The organism is Ignavibacteriales bacterium (assembly GCA_026390815.1).
GTDB lineage: Bacteria > Bacteroidota > Ignavibacteria > Ignavibacteriales > SURF-24 > JAPLFH01.
The window spans coordinates 65,424-89,160 of sequence record JAPLFH010000016.1 but is presented as its reverse complement, the minus strand read 5'-3'; the positions used below and the strand labels follow the sequence as shown (position 1 = coordinate 89,160).

Here is a 23,737-nt window from a genome sequence, read left to right as displayed (position 1 = left end):
TTTGTTATGAATAAAATCTTTTAAATCTGTTTTATTAATTTTTTATTTAATCTTTTCTAATGCTGAGTTAATTCGTTTTACGACTTCATCTTTTCCAAGAATAAACAACAAATCAAACATTCCCGGTCCAGTGCTTTGCCCAGATAGCGCTAAACGCAATGGATGAATTAGTTTTCCTTTGCTAACATTCAATTCTTCCGCAACTTTAGCCATAGTATTTTCATAATCTTCTTTGGTAGGATTTTCAAGTTGTGCAATTATATCGCGCAATTTTGTTAGTTGATCTGGAGTTTCAGATGTCCAGTTTTTCGCAACAGCCGCTTGCTCATATTCTTTTGGTGCTTCAAAAAAGTACGGACTCTTACTCAAATATTCCTTAACGAACGTTACTCTTTCTTTCATTGCAAAGATAACTTGTAAAAGATAATCATCCGAATAATTGCCAATTGCTAATTTCGAATTGCGAACTTCGTCTTTTAACATTTGAAGAATTTCATTATCACTCTTTTTTCGCAGATGTTCAGCATTAAGCCAGTTTAATTTTTCCAAATTAAAAACTGCTCCCGAATTATTCACTCTATCCAAAGAAAATTTTTCAATTAACTCCGGCATATTATAAAACTCAACATCATCGCCAGCATTCCATCCAAGTAGAGCTACAAAATTAACCAGCGCCTCCTGCAAATATCCTTTTGCACGATAATCTTCAACTGCCACATCGCCTTGCCGTTTGCTTAATTTGGATTTATCTGCGTTAAGAAGAAGCGGAAGGTGAGCAAATATTGGTCGCTCCCATCCAAATGCATCATAAAGCAAAACATGTTTTGGAACGGAAGGAAGCCATTCTTCACCACGAATAACATGAGTAATTTTCATTAAATGATCATCAACAACATTTGCCAAATGGTAAGTTGGATAGCTATCGCTTTTAACAAGAACCTGGTCGTCAATATTATTGCTATTAAATTCAACGCTTCCACGAATTACATCATCAACAACGATTGTGAAGTTTGGTTTTACATTTAAACGAATAACATGTGGGGTCTTGTTTTCAAGATTTTCATTTATTTCTAAGGAACTAAGGTTAAGACAATGCTTATCATATTTTGCCTGAGGAAGTTTTTGCCGCTGTTGTTCTTCGCGTAATGCTTCAAGCCGTTCTGTAGTGCAAAAACAATAGTAGGCATTTCCATTATCAATCAATGCTTTAGCATGCTTGTGGTAAATTTCCAGTCGTTGAGATTGCAAATACGGACCATATTTACCGCCAACATCTGGACCTTCGTCGTATTCAAGTCCACACCAGTTTAGAGCGGAAATCAAATTATCAACTGCACCTTCAACAAATCTGTTTCTGTCAGTATCTTCAATGCGAAGAATGAATTTTCCATTTTGATTTTTTGCAAACAAATAATTATAAAGTGCGGTTCTTAATCCGCCTACATGCAGAAAACCAGTTGGACTTGGAGCAAATCTAACTCTTGGATGTTCGTTAATCATTTTTTAGTGTTCCATCTTATCTAATAAGAAAAGGTCAGACAACTTTGTCTGACCCATAAAAAGAATTTATAAAATAGTAATAGGTTAAAATTTAAGCGCGCTCATTAGTATAGTATTTAACTTTTTCAATAAATTCCTTGCTGTCAATCGGTTTTGGAATATAATCAGTTGCACCAGCTTCAAGACATTTTTCTCTGTCACCCTTCATTGCAAAAGCAGTTAGCGCGATGATCGGAGTATCTTTATATTGCGGCATTAGTCGGATTTTTTCTGTTGCCTCAAAACCATTCATAACCGGCATCTGCATATCCATCAAGATCAAATCGAAATGTTGTTGTTTAGCCATTTCGATTGCTTCTTCTCCATTCTCTACAACAACAATATTTTCAAAAGTATTTTTCTTTAGCAATCTGGTTACAATTATTTGAGAGTGTTTATAATCTTCCGCTAAAAGAATTTTTATTACATCTTTCTTTTCAAATACTTCTTGTTGTGGCGGCGGTGTGTCATACCGATTGATCATTTTACTAATTACTTCGGAAAGGTCTTCGATATTTGTACTGCGTTTGCTTAAAAGTTCTTCAAATAGTCCATCAATGTTTTTCAAATCTTCTTGGTAATTTTCTTTTCCTGTATAGATAATTATTGGAAGATGAATAAACTTAGGATTCGATTTAATCAATTTAATTAATTCAAATCCATTTGGATGGGGCATATCTAAATCAATAATAGCTAAATCCAAATCCTTATCTTCAACCAGATCCATAACATTAGCAGAAACATTTTCTGCTATTGCTTTAAATCCTGCTGTTTCAATAGCTTCTTTAAGAAGTTGCAAAGTAGGTACATCATCATCAACACAAAGAATATTAGAATCAGTTCTTAGTCTATAACTCTGAAGTACTTCAACCAAAAATTTGTATTTAATTGGTTTTACAAAATATTCTACCGCACCAAGCATAAAAGCTTTTTGTTGCTCAGCTTCAACAGAACATACAATAACCGGTGTGTGTTTAGTATTTTTATGCTCATGAATTTTTTTAAGCAACTCTAAACCATTTATGTTTGGAAGAACAATATCCATTATGATCGCAAGGAATTTTTCCTTTTCGATCAGTTCCATTGTTTGGTCTTCACTATTTACAATAATTGGATTATATCCCCATCTTGTTAAATAACTGGATAATAGTTTAGATGTAGCATAATCATCTTCAATTACAAGAACACGCGTGCTTACAGTTGGTGGTGGAAGTTCAATAATTTTTCTTTCAATTTCAGAAATAGATTCAACATTAATCGAGAAATTAAATGTACTTCCTTTGCCAACAGTACTATCCAGATTAATATCTCCACCGAGTAGCTGAATATATTTTTTTGAAAGAACTAAACTGAGACCAAAGTTTCCGTTAGGTTTAATATTATCAGAGATAGAAATTGATGTTGGTTCAAATAAAGTTTTTCTTTTTTCGGAAGGAATTCCTTTTCCTGTATCTGCAATTCTGATGTTTAGGTGTTTATTATCAGCTTGTAAAACACGAACTGATATTTTCCCCTTTTCAGTTGATTTAACTGAATTAGCTATTAAAGCTATAATTACAAATCGCAATTTTTGATGATCAATATTTAATTTATCAGGAATATTTTTATCTATATCATAACTTAACTCAACATTTTTTTTATCAACTTTATCATCAAATACTTTCAGGATGTCATCAAAGAAAGGTTTTATTTCAATCAGACTTTTATTTTCAATTACTTTACCGGAATCAACTTTTGCAATATCAATAAGATCGTTAATTAATATAAGCAAACTATGTGCATTACTTTTAATTGTGTTTACATACTCTGATTGCGAAGAAGTCAAACTTTCTTCGCCAAGAATTGAAGCAAATCCAATAATGCTATTTGCTGGTGTTCGCAAATCCTGCGAAATTGAATTTAATATTTCGGATGTTGTTTTATTAACAACAAGAACTTCTCCGCCTCTTGCAACAAACCAATTCCTTAAAATCTGGCTTAAAAATTCTGAAATAGACTTAAATGAATCGGAATCATTTCTAAGGAATGGAGTTTTTCTTGCAATCTTAGCAAATCCTTTTTGTGTTTCAGAAATATTAAAAATATTGCAAGCTTCATAAATGATAAATTCAGAAATCAATACGTCACATTCCGGATCTGAAAAGAAATTAGTTGTTTGATCATTTGGATTGACAATTTTGCAATTGGTGCAGCTAAATATGGCACCTCGTAAATAATTCTTCTTTGTTGAAGTAGATTTCCCTAAAACTGTCAGGCTTTTATCTTCATTCACCTTAAACAAAACCATTGCCTGCAAATCGAATTCATTTACAACATAATCACAAATTTCGTCAGGAAATTGTTCTAATCCCTTGTTAGCTGATTTAACCAGTTGATTATATTTCTCAAGGAATTCTATTTTAACGCTTTGCATTATTAAGCCTTTGATTTAATGCATTAAAATATTGTATTTAAGTATTACAAATATATATAAAATTATATAGAAACTTTAAAAAACGCTGTTGTGAGTTTAAGATAATTTTTAGATAAAGACAATCAGAAAATTTGCAAATCACTATAAAATCCTTATTATTTACTTTAGAAAACATTTTTACAGATACGATAAACTAAATTGTATCTTTTTAAGGTTATTGCTATTATTCACCGACAATAAATTTAAATTGGAGAAGAAATGCTATTAATGATAAAAAGAGTATTAGTTCTTTTACTATATCCTGCGTTTTTATTCGGACAATTATACCAGGGACCGGTAGGTGGATCTGTTACTAATGGTGTTATTGTATCTACCAATTCTTTTGCGGATGTGGTTGTATTTAGTTTTCAGGAAAAGCCAGTTCATAATAAATTGCCTCGTAAATTATTTCCTAATCCAGATGGACAAGATTTGTATGAATCATCCATACCTTTACAAATTTTTAATGATCCGAGATTAACATTAAATAAAGCTTCGCAATTTGATAGTTCGTTTGTATTAAAGAATTTTGAAGGGATCCGGGAAACAAATTCAATTCCCCCTGATCCGTACATTGCCGTAGGACCAAACCACATAATGTTAGTTGTTAATTCCACTTTTAGAATATGTGATAAATCAGGAAATACTTTAAAAACTATTGGTGCAGATAATTGGTTTGCAACAACTTTAACAGGTGCATCACCATTTGATCCAAAAGTTATATATGACCATTACAGTAACAGATGGGTTATGGTATGGTTACATTTTGATGAAACAAAGAAAGAATCCTTTTACTTAGTATCAGTTTCTGATGATGAAAATCCTTTAGGAACCTGGTACAATTACGCAATGTCTGCTAAACAAAATGGAGCAACTGAAACAAATAATTGGGCGGATTATGAAGCTGTTGGTTATGATCAGCAAGCAATCTATATTACTTCTAATCAATGGTCATTTGGAACACAGGCTCAACCGCAGTATAATAAATTGCGTGTTATTATTAAAGAACAACTATATAGTAATACGGCAGGTGAAGTGGAATGGATTGATTTTTGGGATTTCAAAACTGGAAGTCCAGGTTCTTCTACCTGGACGTTAAGACCAGCTCGGTTAAAAAATACAGCTAACGAATTTTATTTATTAGCTTCCTCACCATTTCAACGTCCTACAAATTTGCTTGTACTCTATAAATTAAAAAACGCTCTTAGTGTTCCACAGTTAACAGTTAAAACTATTGCAATAGCAAATTATAATAATCCTCCAAATGCAAACCAGCTTGGAGGTAGCGGTAGCAATGATTCTTTATTAATTGAACTTGGCGGTAGTGAATTAAAAAATGAACCAATTTATAGTGATGGTAAATTATACCAGGTTTTTTGTGATAGAAATTTAGGGGATAGTAAATATTCAAGCATTAGATATGTTTCAATTGATGTTGCAACGGAAAAAGCAGTTGAAGATGTATCAATTGGTGCAAATGGTTTTTGGTATTATTATCCCGCTGTTGCAATAGATAAAAATGAGAATGTTGTAATTACTTATAGTAGATCAGGTATGGAAGAATATGCCGGTGCATATTATATAACCAGGCAAAAAGCTACTGGTATTTTTAATGGTAGTAAAACTTTGCAACCTGGTAAAGGAAATTATATTAAAGACTATAGCAGCAAAAGAAATCGTTGGGGAGATTATAATGGAATTTGGAATGATCCATTTAATGATGACATTTGGCTTTTTACTGAATATGCAGCAAGAACTAATTCCTGGGGAACCTGGGTAGGTCAAATTAGGTTAACTCCTTCAGAAGCTGCTTTCGTTTATGCTTCAGACACTACTTTGTATTTTGGTAACCGGCTCATTGCTACTACAAGCAACCCTTCAAAATTAATTATTAAAAATTTTGGTTATCAACAACTCCAGATTTCCAGCATTTCCAATGCAACTAACTCATTTAAGATTGAAAACTCATTTAATTTTCCAATTACAATTTCAACTTATGATTCACTTGTTCTTGATGTGGTTTTTAATCCAACAAAAACTGGTAACATTACAGATTCCATTGCAATAGTTTCCAATGATCCAAATTATCCTTCAAAATTTGTTGGGCTATCAGGATTCGGATATGTTATTAATCGGGCAACACGCGGAGTAATATATGGGTTAGCTGAGTTAAATACTGATTTAATTACCATCAATCCATCTACTGGTGCAGGTACCAAAATTGGTTCTACCGGCATTAAAGGATTAATTGGATTATCAGTTCAACTACAACGAGGTGAATTATTTGCTTTAATAGATCCGCTTTATGCTACTAACGGAGCATCAATCCTGCATACAATAAATGCCTCTGGTGGTGATGCATATGAAGTTTATTCTACCCAGTTGAGTGTTGCAGCATCGGCTTTTGATAAGCAGGGGAATCTTTATGTGGCAGCAAAAGATGGTAAGTTATACCAAACAAATGAATTCACAGATGATTATACTTTAATTGATTCACTTGGAATATCAATTTCTGGTATTACTATAAATCCCATTACAGACCAAATGTGGGCTTCAGTAGGGCTGGCTTCTACAAATGGTAAAGATAGAATTTACAAAATCAATAAATTGAATGGAGATACAACTTTTATCGGCAGGACAGGTACGAACAATACCGTTTATGCACTAACATTTGATAATGCTGGTAATCTTTACGGCACGGTTGGCTCTAATATTAATAGTTTAATAAAAATAGACACTACTACTGGAGTTGCTACCACCATTGGATCCATAGGACTTAAGCGGGTTAAAGGATTAGCATATTTTCCAGATTCTACAACAGGTGTTAATGAAAACAAATTGGCAAACTTGTTACCAGATAAATTTTCCTTAAAACAAAATTATCCTAATCCGTTTAATCCTAATACCACAATTGAGTATACAATTCCTTTTAATGCAAAAGTGCGTTTATCAATTTTTAATCTTCTGGGAGAAGAAGTTAAACAATTAGAAAATGGTGAAAAACCAGCTGGTTATTATAAAATTATTTGGAATTCGTCTGATAACTTTAATAAGCAACTGAGCAGTGGAATTTATTTCTATCGTTTAACTGCGGTTGATAATAATGGAAAAGAATACAAAGATTTTAAGAAGATGATTCTTTTGAAATAACGACAAATGGGGTAATAGTGAATAAAACTTCTGTAAACATGAATTGGTTGCCGGCTGTTAAGCGTACTGCTTTGCAGCCGGGAAATTTAGAATGAAGGATGTATGAGTCTGATCTAAAAAGGTCATTCCCATGAAAACCTACTTGCAGCAGGCAAGCGGGAATCTAAAAAATGTAGAATTTTGAATAGATTTCCACTCCCGACTGCGCTGGCAGGTTCGTAGGAATGACACTCAACTAATTATTAATTTTTCTGGAGTTTCTAAATATTAGTTGATTTGTATTGTTTTAATCCCATTCGAACTCAACCCCTCGTTCCCCTTTTCTTTTGAAGAAAAGGGGATAGGGAATGAGTTGGATAAAGTTTTTCTGTTTTATTGATATTGAAATGATTTTGGTTTAGTTTAGGCGAGAAATAATATTGAATAGTGTGGGCGGGAATTGATGGCAAAAAAAAATAATAATACTGTAGAAGAACCTCTCGAAAAAAAACTTTGGAAAACTGCTGATAAACTCCGCAAGAATATGGATGCGGCTGAGTACAAGCACGTTGTATTAGGTTTAATATTTCTAAAATATATTTCCGATGCGTTTGAAGAGCAGTATCAAAAACTTGTTGAGCAGAAAAGTGAAGGCGCTGATCCTGAAGATAAAAACGAATACACAGCAGAAAAAGTTTTTTATGTTCCGCCATCTTCGCGATGGAAATGGATACAGGGCAGAGCCACATTGCCAACTATCGGAAAAGATGTTGATGATGCAATGGATGCTATCGAAAAAGATAATCCAAAATCTTTAAGAGGTGTTTTACCTAAAGTATATGCTCAGGAAAAACTTGATAAAGCAACAGTTGGTGGTTTAATAAATTTAATTAGCACAGCAGTACTCGGTACTAAAGAAGCGCAAAGCAAAGATGTTCTTGGTCGCGTATTTGAATACTTTCTTGGTGAGTTCGCTCTTGCTGAAGGCAAGAAGGGCGGACAGTTCTATACTCCATCAAGCGTTGTAAGATTATTAGTTGAAATGCTTGAACCTTATGAGGGCAGAGTATTTGATCCTTGCTGCGGCAGTGGTGGAATGTTTGTGCAAAGCGAAAAGTTTATTAAATCCCACAACGATCATTATAAAAGCCAAAATGGTAAAGGATTAAATCTCAATCCACAAGATCGCATTTCTATTTACGGACAGGAAAGCAACCAGACTACCTGGCGTTTGTGCAAAATGAATCTTGCAATACGAGGAATTGACAGCAGTAATGTTAAATGGAATAACGAGGGCAGTTTCTTAAACAATGCACACAAAGATCTGAAAGCAGATTATGTTTTAGCTAATCCACCTTTTAATGATAGCGATTGGAGCGGTGAACTTCTACAGAACGATGCACGATGGAATGTATTAGGTGAAAAATTAACACCGCCTGCCGGAAATGCAAACTATGCCTGGATATTGCACTTCCTATATCATCTTGCACCTACAGGACAAGCAGGATTTGTTCTATCAAAAGGTTCACTAACTACTCAAACAAATAATGAAGGCGAGATAAGAAAAGCACTTATTGAAAAAGGTTTGGTTGATTGCATTGTAAACCTTCCCACAAAACTCTTTTTGAATACTCAGATTCCCGCTTGCTTATGGTTCTTATCCCGTATTAAAAACCCTCACCTAACCTCTCCCAAAGGGAGAGGGACTGATGAACCCAATTTTAGAAACAGGCATAATGAAATTCTTTTTATTGATGCATGTAATCTTGGATTCTTAGTAAACAGACGTAACCGCGATCTAAGTCCAGATGATATAAATAAAATTGCTAATACTTATCATACCTGGAGAAGTAAAGAAGGCAAGTATGAAGATATTGCAGGCTTTTGCAAGAGTGAGACTTTAGACAGAGTGAAAGAACTTAATTATGTTTTAACTCCCGGTAGATATGTTGGTTTGCCGGATGATGAAGATGATTTTAATTTTGTTGAACGCTTCACTTCACTTAAAGCAGAGTTGGAAAAGCAGCTTGCTGAAGAAGACCAGTTGAATAAAACGATTATAGAGAATTTGAATAAAATCAAATTATAATTGTGTAAATACCGCTTACACAATTACTTGACGAAATAGCAATTTTGAAGTCGCAATTTGCGACCTTTGACAGAAATAGTAATGAGATAACAGATGAATGAATCTAAAAATAATATAGTCGTTTATGACTCAACTGCAATTCAGCGAAAAATTTATACTATCCGTGATGTCCAGGTAATGCTTGATAGCGATTTAGCTGAGTTTTATGGTGTTAAAACTAAAAGACTCAATGAACAAGTAAATAGAAACAATGAAAGATTTCCCGATGAATTCATGTTCCGTCTTACTGAGGTTGAATACGAAGAATGGAAGTCACAAATTGTTACTTCCAATAGTATGGCTTTGAGGTCGCAATTTGCGACCTCAATTAAAAAAGGTGGTCGAAGATACTTACCTTATGCATTTACTGAGCAGGGTGTTGCAATGCTCTCCGGTGTTTTGAAAAGTGATACTGCTGTTAAAATGAGTATTCAGATAATCAGTGCTTTTGTGGCAATGCGGAAATTTATAATAAACAATGCACAGCTTTTCCAAAGGATTGATACTGTTGAGAGAAGACAGATAAAACACGAAATGGAAACCACTGAAAAGTTTGATAAAGTTTTTGATGAATTGCAAAGTAAAGATTTAGAACCCAAACAGGGAATCTTTTTTGACGGGCAGATTTTCGATGCTCACAAATTTGTTTCTGATCTTATCCGGAAAGCAGAAAAGTCTATCCTCTTAATTGATAATTACATTGATGACACTGTACTTAATTTATTTACCAAAAGAAAAAAGAACGTTGCAGTAACAATTCTTATAAAGAGGATAACAAAAGAGTTGCTGCTCGATTTGGGAAAATTTAACGCTCAATATCCTTCAATTGAAATTAAAGAATTTAAGGACTCCCACGATAGATTTATGATAATTGATAATGAAGATGTTTATCACATTGGAGCATCATTAAAGGATCTTGGCAAAAAATGGTTTGCTTTTTCTAAATTCGAAAAGAAAGCATTGCAGATTTTAGATAAGCTGAATGAGAAAAAATAATGAGTAATACAAAAGCAAAAATATCTGAACCGGGATTTATGGGATTAAATGATTACTCTGATTCAAATTCAAAAAAATCAAATAAATCATTTAATCATAAAAATCATAGTTCAGACTATATTATGTTGGTGAATAATGGGTGAGTGGAAAGCAAAAACGTCTGAACCAGGATTTATGGGATTAAATGATTACTATGATTCTAATTCAAATAAATTAAACAAATCACTTAATCAGAAAAATCATAACTTGTACCGACTCGGCGGGAGTTCAGACAATTATGAAATTTATAAAAGCATAATTGAGTTGGTGAATAATGGATGAGTGGAAAGAATATAAACTTGAAGAGATTGTTCTATTCCAAAGAGGGCACGATTTACCAAGAACCAATATGATTCAAGGCACATATCCAGTTGCAGGGTCAAACGGCATAATTGGTTATCATAATAGTTTTACTACAAAAGGTCCAGGCGTAACAATAGGTCGAAGCGGTAATATTGGTAATCCAAAATATTATGAATCAGATTATTGGGCTCATAATACAGTACTATATGTTAAAGAATTTCGAAATGCTATCCCAAAATACATTTATTATTTTCTCCTAACGTTCGACTTTTCACAATTTAATGCTGGAAGTGCAGTACCCACATTAAACAGAAATCATATACACGATCTCAGATTTTATTTTCCAGAAATTCCAGAACAACGCACCATTGCCACAATCCTAAGCAGTTTAGATGACAAAATAGATTTACTCCACTGCCAAAACAAAACCTTAGAACAATTAGCAGAAACACTTTTTAGGCAGTGGTTTGTGGAAGAGGTGGATGAGAGTTGGGAAGTTGGAACGTTTGGAGACGTAATAAATATTTTTGATAGTAAAAGAATACCACTCTCAAGTATGGAAAGAGATAAAATGAAATATGGCACTCTTTACCCTTACTATGGTGCTGCTACTATAATGGATTATATTAACGATTATATATTTGATGGAGAATATATTTTAATGGGTGAAGATGGAACAGTTGAGACCGAAGATGGCTATCCGATACTTCAAATGCCCGTTGGCAAATTCTGGGTAAATAATCATACGCACATTTTTACTGCCAAGCAACCTTACACAAATTATCTCATCTATATTTTCTTGAAGCTTACAAATATTTCTAATATTGTAACTGGTGCTGTTCAACCTAAAATCAATCAAGAAATGTTGAAATCAATTATTTTCTCTTTTCCACCAGCAGCAAAAACAAATGATTTTATTTTCATTACAAATCAATATTGGAATAAAATAAAAACGAATAACAATCAAATCCGCACTCTCACACAACTTCGCGATACACTTTTACCCAAGTTGATGAGTGGAGAAATACGTCTGAACTGTGATTTATATGATTAACTGATTAACGATGATTATGATAAATAAAAGTTTAACAATATTATTTTTGTATAAGGGATTAGTTATGTTTATAGCAATAAAAAATCAAATAAATCATAAGAATCATATGGATCAGCGGTTCAGACAATGATTGATGGTAAGTATAAATATTCTGAAATGACTTCTAAAATTATAGGATGTGCAATGAGAGTACATTCAGCTTTAGGAAATGGATTTCAGGAGGTTATTTATCAAAGAGCTTTGGAAATAGAATTCATAGATTCCAATATATTGTTTTCAAGAGAATACGAAATGCCGGTATATTATAAAGATCAACAAATAGGAACAAGAAGAGTTGATTTTTTAGTGGAAGAAAAAATTTCAGTAGAATTAAAAGCATTGGTAAAATTAGAAGATGTGCATTTAGCCCGCGCAATCAATTATCTGGAAGCATACGATTTAGAAGTTGGTCTATTAATAAATTTTGGTGCAAAAAGTCTGGAATTCAAGCGACTTGAAAATAAAAAATTCAAACAGAAAAATCAGGGAAACCCGAAAATCAAATGAATCATAGTTCAGACAAATGAAACCCATAACCGAAGATAAAATAGAATACTTCGCAATTGAGCAACTGAACTCACTCGATTGGGAATATGTCCACGGTTCTATAATATCTCCTGATGGCGAGAAACCTGAACGGGAAAATTATGATAAAATTATTTTAACGGATCGATTGCGTAAAGCAGTTTCAACAATAAATCCTCACATTCCAAAAGAAGCACAAGAACAGGCAATACAAAAAGTACTTCGCATCTATTCGCCGGATCTTCTTCATAACAACGAAACATTTCATCAATGCTTAATAGAGAAAGTAAAAATTCCTTATCAGCAGGATGGTTATGAAAGAAGTTATGAAGTTGCGTTAATAGATTTTGATAATGTTGAGAACAATCAGTTCCTTGTTGTTAATCAATACACGATAGTAGAGAACAACCCCGCCTCGGCGGGCAGGCAAAACAAAAGACCAGATATTTTACTCTTTGTAAATGGTATTCCACTCGTAGTAATAGAATTAAAAAATGCAGCAGATGAAAACGCAACAATTGAATCTGCATTTAACCAGATACAAACTTATAAAGCTATTATTCCAGGTTTATTTACTTACAATTCTATTTGTGTAATCTCAGACGGATTAGAATGTAAAGCAGGTAGTGTTTCCGCCGGTATCAAACGTTTTATGGCTTGGAAGAGTTCAGAAGGAACTAAAGAAGCATCACGTTTTACTCCTCAGCTTGAAACTCTTATCAAAGGGATGCTAAATCCTAAAACATTACTTGATATTACAAGATATTTCATAGTTTTCCAGAAAACTATGAAACCCTCTCCTAAATCCTCTCCCAATGGGAGAGGACTTGATGATGGGATTGTTCAAATATCTACAGAAAAGATCTTAGCAGCTTATCATCAATACTACGCAGTAAACAAAGCTATTGATAGCACTATTCGGGCTATTGGCTATCAACCCTCTCTTAATCTCTCCCAGAGGGAGAGAAATATGAATGATGAAACTCAGAGAGATAAAAATTATAGGGGTGGATTTAATTTTTCAGGATTGATTGATGAAGCAAGAGAACTTAGGAAAAACCAAACTAAAGCTGAAGAAATATTTTGGGAGTTGGTTCGCAACAGAAAATTTCTTAATCTGAAATTCAGACGACAGCATCAAGTCGGCTCTTATATTGTTGATTTTTATTGCAGCGAAAAGAATTTAATAATTGAATTTGATGGTGAAATCCATAATACCCCGGAACAACAAAGACACGATAGTATCAGGGACAAATATTTAACCTCGCTTGGCAATCAGGTTTTAAGATTCAAGAATGAAGAGTTATTAAATAATCCTGAGTCAGTATTTGAGAAAATAACTTCATCCCTCACCTCTAACTCCTCTCCCAGCGGGAGTGGAAAAACCAGTTTCTCGGACACATATTCTAAATCAAACCACACTCTCCCATTGGGAGAGGGCAAGGGTGAGGGTTACGGAAGCCGCAAGGCTGGAGTAATTTGGCATACACAGGGTTCAGGTAAAAGTTTAAGTATGGTTTTTTATTCCGGTAAACTTATTACAGCACCTGAGATGCAGAATCCTACTATAGTTGTAATAACAGACCGTAATGATCTGGATGATCAGTTGTTTGATACATTTGCAGCTTCAACACAATTGCTTAGGCAAGAACCAATCCAGGCTGAAAGCAGGGAACACTTAAAGAAATTATTAAAAGTTGCAAGCGGTGGAATTGTATTTACTACTATTCAAAAATTTCTACCGGAAGTAGGCAAAGAAGAATATGATCAGCTATCGGACAGAAGAAATATAATTGTAATTGCAGATGAAGCTCACAGAACACAATATGGATTTGAAGCATCGTTAAAAGATGTAAAAGATAAAGACAGCAACACAGTGATCGGGCAGCGTATTGCTTATGGTTTTGCAAAGTATATGCGGGATGCTTTACCAAATGCTACTTACATCGGATTTACAGGAACACCTATTGAAGGTACAGATATAAATACTCCTCAGGTATTCGGCAACTATGTTGATATTTATGATATAGCGAAATCGGTGGCGGATGGGGCAACAGTTAGGATTTATTATGAAAGCAGGCTTGCAAAAGTTAATCTTGATGAAGAAGGCAGACGCTTAATTGAGGAATTTGATAAAGAGTTAGAGCAGGATGAAGAGATTACAGAAAAACAGAAAGCAAAAGCTAAATGGTCTAAGTTAGAAGCTATTGTGGGTAACAATCATAGAATAAAAAATTTGGCGAAAGATATTGTTAATCATTTTGAAAAACGTCAACAAGTATTTGAAGGCAAAGCAATGATTGTTGCTATGAGCCGTAGAATTGCCGTGGATCTCTTCAATGAAATAATTACAATAAAACCTGATTGGTATAACGGAGATCTTACTAAAGGAACTATAAAAGTTGTAATGACTGCTGCAAGTTTCGACGGTCCCGTTTTGGCAAAGCATCATACATCAAAACAGCAGCGAAGATATTTATCGGACAGGATGAAAGATCCTGCTGATCCGTTGAAAATGGTTATTGTAATTGATATGTGGCTAACAGGATTTGATGTTCCTTGCTTACACACGATGTATATAGATAAACCTATGCGTGGGCATAGCCTAATGCAGGCAATAGCCAGAGTGAATCGAGTTTTTAAAGACAAGCCCGGTGGGTTGGTTGTTGATTATCTTGGTATTGCAACAGATTTGAAAAAAGCGTTGTCATTTTACTCAGACTCTGGTGGTAAAGGTGATCCAACTGAAAAGATAGAGCAAGCTGTAGAGGTAATGCTTGAAAAGCTTGAGATTGTTCAGCAGATGTTTAATGAGGAAAGTAAAACACAAAAAGATATTTTAGTTGAGGAACCGGCAGCTTATTACAAAGGACAATTTAGATTTAATTACAATCGTTTCTTTACTGGTACACCACAGGAAAAGCTTTCAATAATTCTTCAGGCTGAAGAACATATTTTAGGTTTGCAGGATGGAAAGAATCGCTTTGTTCATGAAGTTACTTTGTTAAATCTGGCATTTGCACTATCAATGCCGCACGAAAAAGCAATGGAGATAAAAGAAGAAGTTGCGTTCTTTCAGGTAGTGAAAGCAAGGTTAGTAAAATTTGAGACGGAGGGAAAAGGAAAATCCCAGACAGATATTGATACTGCAATTAAAATGATAGTTGACCAGGCAATAAGTTCAGATAAAGTTATAGATATTTTTGAAGCCGCAGGAATTGAAAAACCAGATCTATCAATTTTGTCAGATGAGTTTCTTTTGGAAGTTCAGGGAATGACTCATAAGAATCTTGCAATTGAATTGTTAAAGAAAATTTTAAATGATGAAATAAAATCACGATTGAGAACTAACCTTGTAAAGAGTAAAAAGTTTTTAGAGATGCTGGAAACTGCAATTAAGAAATATCAAAATAATCTATTAACAACTGCCCAGATTATTGAAGAGCTAATAAAAATTGCAAAGGAAGTTAAAGAATCGGATAAAGAAGGGGAGAAACTTGGATTATCGCAAGATGAATTGGCTTTTTATGATGCACTTGAAACTAATGATAGTGCAGTAAAAGTTTTAGGCGATGATACATTAAAAACTATTGCAAAAGAGATTGCTGACAAAGTAAAAAGAAATGCAACGATTGATTGGACAATTCGTGAAAGTGCAAGAGCGAAACTAATGATGCTCGTAAAACGCACATTAACTAAGTATGGTTATCCACCAGACAAACAACAAAAAGCTATTGATACCGTACTTAAACAGGCGGAATTGTTGGCAGATGATTTAACAATAAATTGTTGATTATAGAAGACTGGTTCAATTAATAGTTTCTCAGGAATGCTTGCATAGAAATATTATTCTTAGAAGATGCAAATCATTGTAACTTATCTCCCCTTTGTATTTTTCGAAAATCGGACTCAGTTTATCAGAGTTATCTTTCTTAAATTCATCAAATATTTTTTGGTGGCGATAGGGAGACAAAGTAATATATTTTAATAGTCCATCAATCCTTACTTTATTTCCTTCATTAACATACCTGCCAAGATGGTTTATTATTGTTGAAAGTTTAACTTTGTACTGTGCTACTAAAATTTCTAATGAAGTACCTGCATTATATGCTTCACTAACAACAACGTGTCTTAATTTATCTGCCGTTTTTTTATTTTGAGAAGGTCTCAATCCCTGCCTGTTACTGGAAATATTTTTTTTTGCGCAATAACTCTTCAAAATCTGTAAAAATATTTCGCCGTATCGTTCCAGCTTAGATTTTCCAACCCCGCTTATACTGGCAAAATCTTCTCTTGTCTGCGGATAATAAATAGCCATTTGCATCAAAGTCTTATCAGAAAATATTACGTATGGAGGAATATCAAACCGATCAGCTAATTCTTTTCTCTTTTTGCGGAGTAGTTCAAATAGCTCGTTGTTAAAAGATTGATCGACAGGTTTAACTTTCTTTGCTACAAATTCTGGTTCTTTAATCGATCCAAACACACGTTCATTTTTCAGTAAAACATTGTATGCTTTAGCCGGCACTTTTAAACTTCCAAATTCAGCATCTCTAAACAAAAGCTGCTTTCGCAAAAGCTGTTGAGAAAGCAATTGCCATTCTTTTCTTTTTAACTCTTTACCAATTCCATAAACTGTTAAGTTTTGATGCCGGTTGCTAAAAATCTTATCCGATTCAATACCAAGCAAAACATCAATGATGTATTTTGCCCCATATATTTCTCCGGTTCGTTTTATTGTTGATAAGAATTTTTGAGCTGGAATAGTTATATCCGTTAATTCTTTTTCATCAGCAACGCAATTATCGCACATTCCACAATTATCAATTTTATAATCCTCACCAAAGTAATTAATAAGCGGAATTCGTCTGCAGATTTCGGTTTCTGCAAATCTAACCATTTCATTTAAATGTGTTTTGGCAGAAAGTCTTTCATGCTGATCTTCTTTCTGATCAATAAAATAATTTATTTTAGCAATGTCCGAGTAACTAAATAACAGCAGACAATCAGACTTCAAACCATCGCGACCTGATCTGCCAATTTCCTGGTAGTAAGACTCAAGATTTTTAGGAAGATCGTGATGAAGCACGAAACGAACGTTAGATTTATTGATCCCCATTCCAAATGCAATTGTAGCAATAATTATTTGAATCTTATCTTTTATAAAAAGATCCTGATTAGAATTCCGTTCTTCATCAGAAAGCCCCGCGTGGTATGGTTTGGTTGAATACCCGAGATGAAATAAATCTTCATGTAAACTATCCACTTGCTTCCGCGAAAAACAATAAATAATTCCGGATTGATTTTGATGTCCCTCTAAAAATTTAACAGTCTGATCGAATGAATTTCCTTTTGGCAGCACCTGTAAAAATAAATTATCCCTGTTAAAACTTGCAATAAACCGGGTAGGGGATACCAATTTTAGATTCTTAACAATATCATCCTGAACTCTTGGTGTAGCAGTAGCAGTTAATCCAACACAAACCGCAGATGGAAAATTTTTCCTAAACTCTCCAAGCTGCCTGTATTCAGGTCGGAAATCGTGTCCCCATTCAGATATGCAGTGTGCTTCATCAACAGTAATGCAATCCAGCTTTATAGATTTTAATAAATTTATTATTTCTTCTTTGAATAGAGACTCAGGTGCGATGTAAAGTAGTTTTGTCTTCTGATTTCTAACGATAGATAAATTATTGTTATAGTCACTTGTAGATAATGAACTGTTCAAAAGTATTGCATTGATACCAAGCTGTTTAAGCTGTTCAACCTGGTCCTTCATCAAAGAAATAAGCGGAGAAATTACTATAGTCAATCCATCAAAGTGTAATGCCGGTATTTGGTAGCAAATAGATTTACCACCTCCAGTTGGCATTATTACCAATGAATCCTTTTTATTAAGAATAGTTTGAATTATATCCCGCTGTAACGGTCTGAACGAATCAAAACCAAAAATATTTTTTAATATTGCGTTTACTTTATCCATTAAAAATAAACCAATATTAGGGTAATTATAAATTCGGAAATAATCCTGTCTAAAAAATTTCTATCAACCATCCTAATGTGCATCCAGCCAATTGTTGCCAACGCCGGTATCTACAACAACAGGAACATTAAGTGGAAATGAAGTTTCCATAATTTCCTTTATGATTGGTCTGAGCGTATCGATTTCGTCTTTGTGCGCATCAAAAACAAGTTCATCATGTACCTGAAGAACCATTTTAGTTTTAGCTTTTCTCTTAATAAGTTCATTGTGGATGTTTATCATCGCAATCTTAATCATATCCGCAGCCGTTCCCTGGATGGGCATGTTTATGGCGGCTCTTTCTTCAAACGAACGCACCACGTGGTTATTGCTATTGATGTTTCTAAGGTATCTTCTTCTGCCAATTAAAGTTTCTGCATAACCTTTTTCTTTTGCTTGTGCAATCGCCGAATCCATATAACTTTTTACTTTGTTAAAGGATTTGAAATATGTATCAATAATTTCCTTTGCGTGTGCTTGACTAACTCCAAGTCTTGTTTTTAACCCAAAAACTCCAATGCCATAAAGGATTCCGAAGTTTACTTCTTTAGCTTTCCTTCTCATATCAGGATTTACATCTTTTGGATCAACCTGGAAAACCAATGCAGCAGTGCTACGGTGAATATCTTCGCCTTCCCGGAATGCTTTGCACAATCCTTCATCTCCACAAATGCTTGCCATTATTCTTAATTCAATCTGACTATAATCTGCACTTAAAATGATATAATCTTTATCTCTTGGAACAAATGCTTTTCTTATTTCTTTCCCAAGTTCAGTTCGGATCGGTATGTTCTGAAGATTGGGATTATTAGATGACAGTCTTCCGGTAGATGCAACAGTTTGGTTAAAGCTGGTATGTATTCTACCAGTTTTTGGATGAATTATTTCTGGAAGAGTATCTGAGTAAGTAGATTTTAATTTTTGCACTTGTCGATAGTTCATCAGCAGATCAATTATTTCATGTTCACCTTGAAGAACTTCCAGGGATTTTGCATCGGTGGAAAAACCGGTTTTGGTTTTTTTACCGGTAGCAAGTCCTAATTTATCATAAAGGATTTTCTGTAATTGATTAGGTGAATTGATATTAAATCTTTCACCGGCAATCTTCCAGATATTTTCTACAAGTCCATCAAGCTGTATTTGCAGTTCTTTGCTGAATGCTTTAAGGAAATTTTCATCTACTTTAATTCCTTCTCTTTCCATATCCTCCAAAACATTTACTAATGGAAATTCTACATTGAAGCATAAATTTTCCAAATTATCTTTTTCAACTTCCCTGGAAAGAATGTCAAATAAATGATAAGTAATATCAGCATCCTCACAGGAATAGTCGGATAACTTTTCTAAATCAACATCAAAAATTTTTAATGGATCTTTTTTTAAGCCAATTAGATTGGAAAGAGGAATAGGTTGATAGTTCAGGTATTTCACAGATAAGTCATCCATTCCATGTTTCTGATCTGGATCAATGGCGTAGCTTGCCAGCATTGTATCAAAGAAAAAATTCTTTACAACAATATCGTACTTCCTTAAAACAGATATATCAAACTTACCATTCTGACAAACCTTTTTTATTTTCTCATCCTCAAATATCGGTTTGAATATTTTGATGAAGTCATTAATATGTAAACGGTTAGAAAGATCACGTGAAAATAAATCGCTACGATCAGGAAACGGATTTGTTGCGATATAGAATGCCTCACCCTTTTTCAAACAAAAAGAAACTCCGGCAAGATTCAAATCAAAACTATCCAACGAGTCTGTTTCAGTATCAAAAACAAAAAGTGAAGTATGTTGTAATTTTTCTGCAAGTTCTTTTGCTTTTTTATATTCAGTTATCAATTGATAATTGACATCTTTTGAATTAAATGATTTGATTTCTTCCTGCTTCAAAACTTCTGTCTCTGGATTTTCTATTTTAGTTTCTTCCTTAGAAACCTTTTCATTAACCTTAGTCTGCGGCTTCAATTCTTCGCCAAAAATTTTCAGAAGTCGTTGAGCAAAATACCTGAATTCTAATTCAATGAATAAATTGTTCAGCTTTTCAATATCTGGTTTGGTGAAAGCAGCTTTTTCGAAATCGAAATCAATTGGAACCTCAGTATGTATCGTAGCTAACTCTTTTGAAAGAAAAGCATTCTCTTTTCCAGTTATAAGCTTTTGTTTAATACCAGCTTTTTCAATTGCATCAATATTCTGGTATATCCCTTCAACCGATTTATATTTTTGGATTAATGGTATTGCACCTTTTGGACCAATGCCGGCAACACCGGGAATATCATCAGAAGCATCACCAACAAGGGACAGGTAATCAATCATTTGGATCGGTTCAAATCCGAATTCTTCTTTTATCCAGGCTTTATCTACTAACACAATTTCATCAGTGGATTTCCCTGGTTTTATAATCTTTATATTTTCAGTAACTAATTGATTAAAATCTTTATCAGGTGTAATTGCAAATGCTTCAAAACCCAGCTCTTCCGCCTTCTTAACAGCAGTACCAATTATATCATCAGCTTCATAACCCTGAAGGATATAAACCGGAATATCAAAAGCTTCTATAACCTGCTTTATTCTTTTAATCTGAGGAATAAGATCTTCCGGCATTTCTGCACGCGATGATTTATATTTTTCATAACGTTCATGCCGGAATGTTTTTCCTTTTGAATCAAAAGCCACAGCTATATAATCAGGTTTATTCGTTTCAAGAATTTTTAAAAGCTGGTTGATAAATCCAAATACCGCCGATGTCGGTTCACCTTTAGTAGTTTTTAAAGGACGAGTGATAAAAGCAAAGTATGCTTTGTAGGCTAATGCCATTGCATCTATGATTACGAATTTCTTTTTCATTTTAAGTTCGATTCATTTTTAATTAGATGTAGAATTCTTTTTTGAAAAATATTTCCAGTACGCATAAATGGGTAATCCAAGTGAAATTAATATCAATCCCATCATTGCATTCCGTGTATTGGAAATAACAGTGTTTAATAAAAATATTAACGAAAAAATTATAAATATTGCAGGGGTATATGGATAACCCCAAACTTTGTACGGTCGTGGAGTGTCCGGCATTTTCCTGCGTAAAATAAAAACTCCATATGCACCTAATGCATAAAACAACCAGGCGGCAAACATCACGTAGTCAGTAATAATATCAAATGTGCCGGTAAGAACTAATCCACTGGACCAAATTCCAAGTACCACAAGTGAAATATGAGGTGTTTTATATTTATCATGAACGTTTCCCAAACTCTTAAAAAATAATTTCGATTTTGCCATTGCATAAAAAACTCTGGAAGTTGATAAGATACTTCCATTCACTGCTCCAAATGTAGAAACGATTACAGCGATAGAAATTATTGAAGCTCCAAGCGGACCAAAAATAACTTGTGCAGCAGAAGCAGCTACAAGCGGTGAATTTGCCATATCTTTTACTGGAAGGATATAAAGGTATGCAATATTAATTACCACATATACTAGAATTACAATCAATGTTCCAAAAAGCAAAGCCAGGGGAATATTACGTTTAGGATTTTTAACTTCACCGGATACATAAGTAACATTATTCCAACCATCGTAAGCCCAAAAAGCCCCGGCTAATGCTAATCCCATCATTACAAAAATACTATGACCATTGTTAACCGGTAAACTAAATCCAGTGTAAACATTGCTAAAAGATCCATTACCGAGAATTAAAATTAAGGCTGTTAGAATAAGGATTGAAGCAATCTTTATGATGGTTATTATAATTTGTACTATTCCACCAAATACAACTCCGATATAATTAACAAAAGTTAAAAAACCAAGACAAAGCATAGCAACTGCCTTAGTTCCAAAATCCTTTAAGGGAAAAATATCTCCAACAAACGGCATATAAATGGCAAACTGCTCAACCTCTTTAGAGAAGTGAGGATATTTAAAGAAGTAGCCTAAGTATTCAGAAAACACATAAGCTATGGCTGCCTGGCTGCCGCTTTGAATAACGGCTAATGTTGCCCAGCCATAAAGGAAAGCGGTAAAGTCACCATACATTTTACGGAAATAAATAAATTGCCCGCCAGTTTCGTCAATCATACCAGCTACTTCTGCATTAGATAGCGCACCAATAAATGTTATCAACCCTGCAACTATCCATACAATCAACAATAATTCAGGTGACATTAATTGACCAGCCATAGTTGCCGGTTTTCTAAATATACCTGAGCCAATCATTGAACCTGCAACAATCATCATTGCTGCTAAAAGACTTAATCCTCGCACAAGTTCATGTTCTTTACCGCTTTTGATCATTCGATTATGTCCTTAATACTTTTTGTGAAAATACTTATTTGAACTATTAAATGAAACTGGCAGATAAAAGAATTTTCATTTTTATAAAATGTTGTAGATTTTATTTGGATTTAAGCAATAAATTTGATTAGCACATTTAATTTCAATAGATTTGTTAAGAATTAACAAACAATAATTAAATACAAACTAATATGAAAAATATCACTTTAATAATTTTATTGATTGGTTCGTTAGTTTTTGTCTCAAATATTAATGGGCAAGAAAAGAAATATTTTGTTGCCGCCAACTGGAATTTGGAAAACCTTTTTGATACCGAAGATGATCCCGCTAAAAATGATGATGAATTTACACCTTCAAGTGAAAAAAAATGGGACCAGGAAAAGCTTGATAAAAAACTTTCCAATATTTCTAAAGTAATTCTTTCGATGAATGATGGAATTGGTCCTGATATTTTAAGTGTGGAAGAAGTTGAACACAAAGCATTGCTTGATACTTTGGTTAAAAAATACACTATTGCAAAAAACTATAAAGTGGCATATGCAGAAAGTCCGGATGAAAGAGGAATTGATGTAGGATTAATTTATAACTCCGATATTTTCAATTTGATAAGCATTATAACTGATACTGTAAATCTGCCGGATAAATGGCCCACAAGATTAATCCTAAATGTTAATTTGTTAACAAGGGATAAAGATACTATTTCTGTTTTCGTAAATCATTGGCCAAGTAGGAGAGGTGGTGAAACGGAATCCGAAGTAAACAGGTTAATGGCTGCATTGGTGTTACGGACTGAGGTTAATAAGTTATTCTTGAGAAATTATCATGCAAAGATTATAATACTGGGCGATTTTAATGATGAACCAAATAACAAATCAATTTCCGAAACATTGAATGCAAAAGATTTTGACTGCAGTAATATATCTCAAGTTAATTCCAAAGATCTTTTCAATTTAGCATATAAGAAATCGCAAGCAGGAGAGGGAACGTATTTGTACCAATTGAATTGGAACATGCTTGACCAGATTATCGTTTCTGGTGGACTTCTTCAACAAAAATATATTTGTGATTCGTTCGAAATTTATAAACCTGAAATTATGGTTACAAGAAGCGGTAAATTTAAAGGTGCCGCCTTTCCGACTTACGGCGGCGGCAACCGTTATCTTGGCGGTTATAGCGATCACTTTCCTGTCATAGCAAAATTTCTACTTAAATAGAGAACTG

14 protein-coding genes are annotated in these 23,737 nt (G+C 33.8%); 9 read left to right on the top strand and 5 right to left on the bottom strand.

Features of this window, described 5'->3' with window-relative positions; genetic code table 11:
• Positions 1 to 42: 42 nt before the first annotated feature.
• Together gltX and NTX22_07000 are read right to left on the bottom strand one after the other, a co-directional pair.
• Positions 43 to 1,500 carry a glutamate--tRNA ligase gene (gltX, locus tag NTX22_07005; protein ID MCX6150254.1) on the bottom strand — a complete coding sequence of 486 codons (1,458 nt, stop codon included), beginning with the start codon at positions 1,498 to 1,500 and terminating at the stop codon, positions 43 to 45.
• Positions 1,501 to 1,591: 91 nt separating this feature from the next.
• Entirely contained in the window at positions 1,592 to 3,952 is a 2,361-nt protein-coding gene (locus NTX22_07000) for a response regulator (GenBank protein MCX6150253.1), read from the bottom strand.
• Positions 3,953 to 4,210: 258 nt separating this feature from the next.
• Between NTX22_07000 and NTX22_06995 the strand changes: the two genes are divergently transcribed.
• The 8 genes from NTX22_06995 to NTX22_06960 all read left to right on the top strand — a co-directional run bounded on the left by NTX22_06995 (position 4,211) and on the right by NTX22_06960 (position 15,997).
• Positions 4,211 to 7,141, top strand: a complete 2,931-nt coding sequence (locus tag NTX22_06995) for a T9SS type A sorting domain-containing protein (GenBank protein MCX6150252.1) — start codon at positions 4,211 to 4,213, stop codon at positions 7,139 to 7,141.
• Between the two features lie 442 nt (positions 7,142 to 7,583).
• Positions 7,584 to 9,209, top strand: a complete 1,626-nt coding sequence (locus NTX22_06990; protein MCX6150251.1) for a class I SAM-dependent DNA methyltransferase — start codon at positions 7,584 to 7,586, stop codon at positions 9,207 to 9,209.
• A gap of 93 nt (positions 9,210 to 9,302) precedes the next feature.
• On the top strand, positions 9,303 to 10,244 hold the full coding sequence (locus tag NTX22_06985; GenBank protein ID MCX6150250.1) for an ORF6N domain-containing protein: 942 nt from the start codon (positions 9,303 to 9,305) through the stop codon (positions 10,242 to 10,244).
• On the top strand, positions 10,244 to 10,387 hold the full coding sequence (locus NTX22_06980; GenBank protein ID MCX6150249.1) for a hypothetical protein: 144 nt from the start codon (positions 10,244 to 10,246) through the stop codon (positions 10,385 to 10,387). The genes NTX22_06985 and NTX22_06980 overlap by 1 nt, the downstream gene beginning before the upstream one ends.
• A complete protein-coding gene (locus NTX22_06975) occupies positions 10,380 to 10,565 on the top strand; it encodes a hypothetical protein (protein ID MCX6150248.1) in 186 nt (61 codons plus the stop codon). The genes NTX22_06980 and NTX22_06975 overlap by 8 nt, the downstream gene beginning before the upstream one ends.
• Positions 10,558 to 11,640, top strand: coding sequence for a restriction endonuclease subunit S (locus tag NTX22_06970; GenBank protein ID MCX6150247.1), 1,083 nt, complete (start codon positions 10,558 to 10,560; stop codon positions 11,638 to 11,640). The genes NTX22_06975 and NTX22_06970 overlap by 8 nt, the downstream gene beginning before the upstream one ends.
• Before the next feature lie 126 nt (positions 11,641 to 11,766).
• Positions 11,767 to 12,186, top strand: a complete 420-nt coding sequence (locus NTX22_06965) for a GxxExxY protein (GenBank protein MCX6150246.1) — start codon at positions 11,767 to 11,769, stop codon at positions 12,184 to 12,186.
• Between the two features lie 16 nt (positions 12,187 to 12,202).
• Positions 12,203 to 15,997 carry an HsdR family type I site-specific deoxyribonuclease gene (locus NTX22_06960; protein ID MCX6150245.1) on the top strand — a complete coding sequence of 1,265 codons (3,795 nt, stop codon included), beginning with the start codon at positions 12,203 to 12,205 and terminating at the stop codon, positions 15,995 to 15,997.
• Between the two features lie 30 nt (positions 15,998 to 16,027).
• Here the strand turns inward: NTX22_06960 and recQ are convergent, their stop codons facing one another.
• From recQ to NTX22_06945, 3 genes are all read right to left on the bottom strand, one after another.
• Positions 16,028 to 18,187, bottom strand: a complete 2,160-nt coding sequence (recQ, locus tag NTX22_06955) for a DNA helicase RecQ (GenBank protein ID MCX6150244.1) — start codon at positions 18,185 to 18,187, stop codon at positions 16,028 to 16,030.
• A 72-nt stretch (positions 18,188 to 18,259) separates the two neighbouring features.
• Entirely contained in the window at positions 18,260 to 21,076 is a 2,817-nt protein-coding gene (gene polA / locus NTX22_06950; GenBank protein MCX6150243.1) for a DNA polymerase I, read from the bottom strand.
• An 18-nt stretch (positions 21,077 to 21,094) separates the two neighbouring features.
• Positions 21,095 to 22,516 carry an amino acid permease gene (locus tag NTX22_06945; GenBank protein ID MCX6150242.1) on the bottom strand — a complete coding sequence of 474 codons (1,422 nt, stop codon included), beginning with the start codon at positions 22,514 to 22,516 and terminating at the stop codon, positions 21,095 to 21,097.
• Positions 22,517 to 22,707: 191 nt separating this feature from the next.
• Here NTX22_06945 and NTX22_06940 point away from each other — a divergent pair, with 191 nt between their 5' ends.
• The gene (locus NTX22_06940) at positions 22,708 to 23,730 is read left to right on the top strand and encodes a hypothetical protein (protein ID MCX6150241.1); all 1,023 of its coding nucleotides are present in this window, start codon (positions 22,708 to 22,710) and stop codon (positions 23,728 to 23,730) included.
• Positions 23,731 to 23,737 lie beyond the last annotated feature (7 nt).

Coding starts and splice junctions, on each gene's coding strand:
- gltX (MCX6150254.1), bottom strand. CDS start 1,500: ATGATTAACGAACATCCAAGAGTTAGATTTGCTCCAAGTCCAACTGGT.
- NTX22_07000 (MCX6150253.1), bottom strand. CDS start 3,952: ATGCAAAGCGTTAAAATAGAATTCCTTGAGAAATATAATCAACTGGTT.
- NTX22_06995 (MCX6150252.1), top strand. CDS start 4,211: ATGCTATTAATGATAAAAAGAGTATTAGTTCTTTTACTATATCCTGCG.
- NTX22_06990 (MCX6150251.1), top strand. CDS start 7,584: ATGGCAAAAAAAAATAATAATACTGTAGAAGAACCTCTCGAAAAAAAA.
- NTX22_06985 (MCX6150250.1), top strand. CDS start 9,303: ATGAATGAATCTAAAAATAATATAGTCGTTTATGACTCAACTGCAATT.
- NTX22_06980 (MCX6150249.1), top strand. CDS start 10,244: ATGAGTAATACAAAAGCAAAAATATCTGAACCGGGATTTATGGGATTA.
- NTX22_06975 (MCX6150248.1), top strand. CDS start 10,380: ATGGGTGAGTGGAAAGCAAAAACGTCTGAACCAGGATTTATGGGATTA.
- NTX22_06970 (MCX6150247.1), top strand. CDS start 10,558: ATGGATGAGTGGAAAGAATATAAACTTGAAGAGATTGTTCTATTCCAA.
- NTX22_06965 (MCX6150246.1), top strand. CDS start 11,767: ATGATTGATGGTAAGTATAAATATTCTGAAATGACTTCTAAAATTATA.
- NTX22_06960 (MCX6150245.1), top strand. CDS start 12,203: ATGAAACCCATAACCGAAGATAAAATAGAATACTTCGCAATTGAGCAA.
- recQ (MCX6150244.1), bottom strand. CDS start 18,187: ATGGATAAAGTAAACGCAATATTAAAAAATATTTTTGGTTTTGATTCG.
- polA (MCX6150243.1), bottom strand. CDS start 21,076: ATGAAAAAGAAATTCGTAATCATAGATGCAATGGCATTAGCCTACAAA.
- NTX22_06945 (MCX6150242.1), bottom strand. CDS start 22,516: ATGATCAAAAGCGGTAAAGAACATGAACTTGTGCGAGGATTAAGTCTT.
- NTX22_06940 (MCX6150241.1), top strand. CDS start 22,708: ATGAAAAATATCACTTTAATAATTTTATTGATTGGTTCGTTAGTTTTT.